Genomic DNA, 5,951 nt, shown 5'->3' on the forward strand with positions numbered 1-5,951 from the left:
ACAACTTTGGCATTTCTGGTCCCATACACCGTTATATACACCTGTATATAGCACTCCACTTGGACCAGAAAGTCGATAGATGCGACCACACAGGTCAAATAGGCGTGACCAAAAAATCGGTGAAACGTGACCAGAAATAGAAAAGCCCCAGCAAGAGTGGGGCTTGGGACTAAGTGTATTTTATATATTATTGTCACGCTTTATTAAACGAGGCTAACCATCGAAGTGCAGCTAGTAGGTACTAAAATATAATCAGCGAGTAATAACTGCCTGATATATTTACTCAACTCGAAATAAATGGAATTTCCATATCTATCATCTATATTTCTTTAATTTTAACTAATTCATAACTTACTTTCGACCAATTCAAAGTATTTGTGAAACATGAATAATGAAGCTCCCAACCCTACAATCAACTCCTCTTTTGTTTCAAAATTTTTATACACATTCGGAAATGGAAATCGAGCAATGGGAAACCAATCTTCAGGAAGTGTCACGTAAAAATTACGAGGGTTAAATTTTGAAGAACCAAACATATCAGTTAGCCCAATAAGGTAAAAGAACTCTAAACTGCCTTTAGAGCAATCTCTTAAAACTTCTGAATCTAACCCTAAACCAACCGAATATTTACTGCCTATAGATTTAGTCCATATTTTAATTTTTCTATTACTGATATTCCTATTAAGACAAAAGCCATGATAAGAAACCTCTTTAGTTATAAACTCAGTAACATCGACCTTTTTTATGTGCACACTCTCCAGGAGAAACTCTATAATAGGAGGTTTCATCTCAAAGTCATTGATTTTACTTTGAGCAATTTCGCTGTTGACTGTTGATAAGAACTCCTTAAAGCCATCTGATTTATTACAACGAGCAAATTCAATATTTCTATGGTAATTGCAAACGTAGCTATCCCATATTTTCCCTGTTCTTTCATAAGCTTCAGACGCTTCTACCTTTAACTTACTCAGGCTTTCTGAACGATACCCTCCCTTTGATATTTTTTCTTTACTTATTTCCTCTTCAATTCCTTTTAACTCTTGCTCATCTTGCCCATGAAAATAGGTAGAGCTATTAGTCAGTTTAATTAGAAGATTTGCACTACTCAAACCAACATCAGTTAACATCATACTTCTTGTATGATACTGCTCTCCCATGGTTGCAAGCGAGCCACCTATAATTTTATATTCATCTCGAATACTTATCATTTACAATGCTCCAACTCTTCTAAAGTATAAAAAAGTAGTCCTGTTTTATCACCGTTTTTATCTCGATGAAGCATAACTGCTCTATACTCTCCATTGAGAGTTTTGATTGTGCCAGCAAATGCAAAATCATTCCCTTCACCAAGCAATTCGTTCGCACCACCTCTGCTCCACATATGTCCATCCCACTTCGCATTTTCAATGTATGTAGATAATTGAGATGTCGCCAAAGAGTACTTATTACCGGACTGATATGACATTGGCTTGATTTCCCACAGCCGACCACCTCCATAAGGATTTTCAGCAATTATGTCTGGTCTTAGGAAGCCTCCGCGTTTACCTAATCCAAATAGCCCCCCCAGACCAGTATCAGCTTGGTATCCTTCAGCTCTGGCCCAGGACGAGACTCTTGAGTGAACTTTAATTCCTGTTAGCCATCGTGGCTTAATAGAGTCATCTGTATCATACCAAAGGCCCAAAATATCAATATGTTTTATAGGATTCCCACCAACATACCCATAGGTGTTAACCCCTCCGGCTATACCTATCGGATCTGATTGAATATACCGGCCAATACTTGGATCATAATCACGGAAGTAATTGTAACTGTAGCTTGACTCACCATCATGATATTGACCTGGGAACCCGAAGCCTTGCTCACTTTTCACGGGTTTGTAGCTTTGCCCAAATGGTAACGTATGGCTTTGCCAAGTTAATTCACCAAGTCCATTGGTTTGAGCCATAGGAGACCCTAAATGGTCATTGTGCATGTACTCAATCACATAAGAGCCACCTATAGATCTGATGCTGGCAACTCGTTGCTTGTTTAGATACACATATTCAACAAGAGGTTTCCCATCTGCATTTGATTCTGCTATGAGTAAATTATCTTGGTCAAAATGATAGTGTGTCGTGGTTTTCTGACCGTTAACTGCAACCAGAACTTTAGCCACTCTTTGTCCTTTAGCGTTATAGATATACTCAACGTGTGAGCCATCCTTAAAGGCTATTTTACTTAGTCGATTGGCTGCATTATAAACCAAAGACTTACCCTTCAAAGTATCCAGTATTGTCTGACCATTTTCATTATAATTGAATACGCGTACAGGTTTAACGCTCGGTGCAACCCACTGCAACTGGTTACTGTTCATTGCATACTGATAGGTTTCATCTTCAAGTACTTGCCTATCTTTTGACACCCATTTGCGATTAAGTCTGTTGCCCACTTGGTCATAGCCATAGGTCAATTGACCGTATTCGCCTTTTGCAGACGTGAGTCGGCCTAAGTTGTCGTACTCAAAATGTTGAGATGCCCCATCATTTTTAAGACTAATAATATCGGTAATTTGATCTGCAGCATTGTAAACATAATATCTATTCAGCAGACTGTTTAAGCCATTAACAAGCTGGATAGATTCAAACTGACCATCCAAATCGTAAGTGTTTTTTTGACTAACACCATTGCCAAATGTGATGACTTCAGGCGCTTCAAATGCTTGATACTCTACATCTGCAACAAAAGAAGTTTTGCGGTCTTCAAATGAGTTACTAGAAATAGTGTTCACACGACCAGCGTTATCATAGTTATAACGAATGACCATACCACTCGGGTAAACTCGCGATTCCAACAGCCCATCATCTGCATAATTAAAATACTGAGTAAAGCGCTTACCTTGTACTTGATAGGTGTGTTCCACTAATTGACCAAGCGCATTGTATTGATATTGACTGCTACCGCTATTGTCAACGACATTTGTTAATTGCCCTATTGCGCTATATTTAACTCTTTCTTTTGAAGTTAAATTACTGCCTCTCGAAGGCTCATCATATCGATAAAACACATCCTCATTGGCAGCATCAGGGTAGCTAACATGGGTAATGCGCCCAATGGCATCATATTCATAGCCAACCTTTTGCCCTAAATTATCAAGCGTTTCGATAACTAAGCCCGCAGCGTTATGTTTATAGACAGTAGTGCCCGTATCTGGGCTCACTTGTCTAACTTTCTCACCAAATCCATTATATTGGTATTCAGTTGTTAAGCCTCGTTGATCCGTGAAATGGGTGAGCTGATCTTCTGTATCATAGGTTTGATAAACAATTCCACCATCTGCATCTATTGTTTGGACTAACCTATTTAAAGCATCAAACGCGTGCTGTGTCGTGTTACCTAAACCATTTGTTGTTGCTGTTACTTGCCCATTTCCATTGTACTGATAGGAAACTTGGGAGTTCATTCCAACTGATGCAATTAATTGGCTCAGTTCATTAAATTGTTGTCGCTGTTGCTTTACTAGCTCACCACTGTGACTAAACACATTCGTCCTAATTGGGTTGCCTTCAAGATCTCTGACATATTCAACCTTTTCACCTAGGTGATTGCTCATGGTTTTGACTCGATAAGCTTCATCATAGGTATATGCTGTTACACCGCCGTTAGGATATACGATACGCTTAATCAGGCCTTGTCCTAGATTGTCACCACTATTGGCATACTCATAGAACGTGGTAGCTTTTACAACTTTGGCATCAACAGATGTAACTTTAGTTTTGCTACTGACCCAGCCACTCTCGTTATAAGTAAGCTCAGTCATAGAACCATTCGCGTGAGTAATTACTAAAGGACGCCCGGATGGATTGTGTTTAGTCACTTCAGTTTTATGTCCCAGAGCATTCGTTACTGAAATCTGGTTACCCAATTCATCATATTCGTACGTCGTAACGTCAGCAACATCCGTACGCGGCCCATCTACTTCAACAACTAAACCTCTTGAGTTGTAATCATAGTGAGTCGTACGACTCGGAAATACTTCCATCAGATTTTGCAACCAGCTTTGCTCTGCAGTCAAATCGAATGTTGTATGACTCAACAGTAAACCTGAATCCGAATATTCAAACACTTGCTTAGCTTTCTCTGTTTGGATAAGTTTCTTTATCGGGTATACGTCATGCCATTCCGTTAAAGTCGCGCGTTCAATATCTGTCCCTAACGCTTCCGTCCTGCTTATCTCCAGATCTCTGTCATTGTACGAATATGTGGTTACTACGCCGTTCCAGTCTGTACTTTTTATGACATTTCCACGGCTATCATATTCATATTTCTGATTGGTAGACAGACAACTGGTACCACCATCTCCAGCTACATTTAATGGCTGATTACTATCATTGAATGTATAGGTCGTTTTAAACCCTAGCGAATTTGTAACAATACTCTGGTTGTTAGGCAAAAACCTGATGTTTACTTTCTCGATGTCACTGCCTAACGCACTGGAAACAGCTCTTCCATTATCATCATATCTCACTCTATGAAGAATATTTCCTTGTTCATTACTTATATGAGTGATAGCAGATCTGTAATCATAATTTCCGTAATGATACTTTTTGTAGCCACGTTCGCCATCTTGGCTGGCAGGTCGTAACGCTTTTACTAACGTTCGATTAGCTAAGTTGTACTCATATTCAAACGTACCTTCAGGCGTTTCTAACTTAGTTAGTAACCCTGCAAGATTATATTCTAGGTGGATCTCTACACCCATACTGTCTGTTACTGAAGTCAACATGCCTTTATTGTTGTACTTCAAAAACTGTTGATACAAGCCTATCTCATGAACTTCCATCAAACGCCCTTGTTCATTAAAGATCTCTGTTGTCCCGTCAATTAGCTTTAATGCCCAACCGCTATCGATTTGCTGTAAATGCTCTGAACTATTTGCTGTATTTTCATAAGAGTCATGTTTGTTATTTTTGCGACTAAAGGTTAGCTCTTTCTTATTTAAACCCAAGTATCTAATAAGCTGTTTATTGCCTTTGATGAACTCAAGCTTCCTGTCAAAATTGTGGCTCCAACCCATACCTAAGCTAGATTTAGTCTTAGAGTAACTAAAGTAATATCGCTCGAACTTAAGTCGGCTATTTCCTGCTGCTTGATAGTCTCGCATGGTGAAATACTTTTCACCTGTGGAAATATTAATCGGATTAGCAGAACAAACAGAGCCAGTTCTGCCACTGCTGCTTTTAGGTCCAAGTGAACTCCAATCCTGCCTCATAGCACTCGTAAACGCCGCACTATAAGCGCCATTTCTAAACTTACCACCTGTTACCTCTGAAATAGTACCACCAACCGCGGCTGAAATAACAACATTTGTAATTGGGTTCTGAGTGTAATTTCCTCCACCGCCAAGTAGCGTATTTAATCCTGCGGCCCAGAATGCATGACCAAAATTGCCACCATTAACATCTGCCATTATGCCGCCAACAACACCATCAAACACAAACTGCGCCGAATAACTTTGAAAACCAATACTCTGACCAGCCCCAGCTGTGACAGCAGCTGTCAGACCAGCTTTGAGAGCCTGAGATACACTCCCCCCCATGGCTCTGGTAAATTCATAATTCCATGCTGCAGCACATGCTGCTTGAGCAGGTCCACAGAATACGGTCAGTATATTCCCCACTATACTCACTACCTGAGCACCAAACACTTTGGAGGCCCCTCGAATCACTTGACGACGGATCTTTTTCGAAAAGTCATGCACTTTCTTAAACAAATACCCACTCGGATCTGTATAACTCAACGGATTATTCAACACATAACTATATGCGTTATAGTTTTGCAAATTCGTCGGTGCTTGCACAAATGGGTCGGCCTGCATAAATCGGCCCGTATCTGCATCGAAGATCCGACCATTCATATGAATGATGCGTTTCTCGCCCCCTAATGCCACCGGTTCATGGCCGGTGTACGCT

2 protein-coding genes are annotated in these 5,951 nt (G+C 40.1%); both read right to left on the minus strand.

All coding sequences use genetic code 11. The features are described 5' to 3' along the window. Nucleotides 1-344: 344 nt before the first annotated feature. Entirely contained in the window at nt 345-1,208 is an 864-nt protein-coding gene (locus N475_RS02070; protein ID WP_063364597.1) for a hypothetical protein, read from the minus strand. Next, nucleotides 1,205-5,951 (minus strand): RHS repeat-associated core domain-containing protein (locus N475_RS02075; RefSeq protein ID WP_155732523.1); only part of this gene is annotated, 4,747 nt, incomplete at its 5' end. The genes N475_RS02075 and N475_RS02070, both read right to left, overlap by 4 nt.

This window comes from Pseudoalteromonas luteoviolacea DSM 6061 (assembly GCF_001625655.1).
GTDB classification, from domain to species: domain Bacteria; phylum Pseudomonadota; class Gammaproteobacteria; order Enterobacterales; family Alteromonadaceae; genus Pseudoalteromonas; species Pseudoalteromonas luteoviolacea.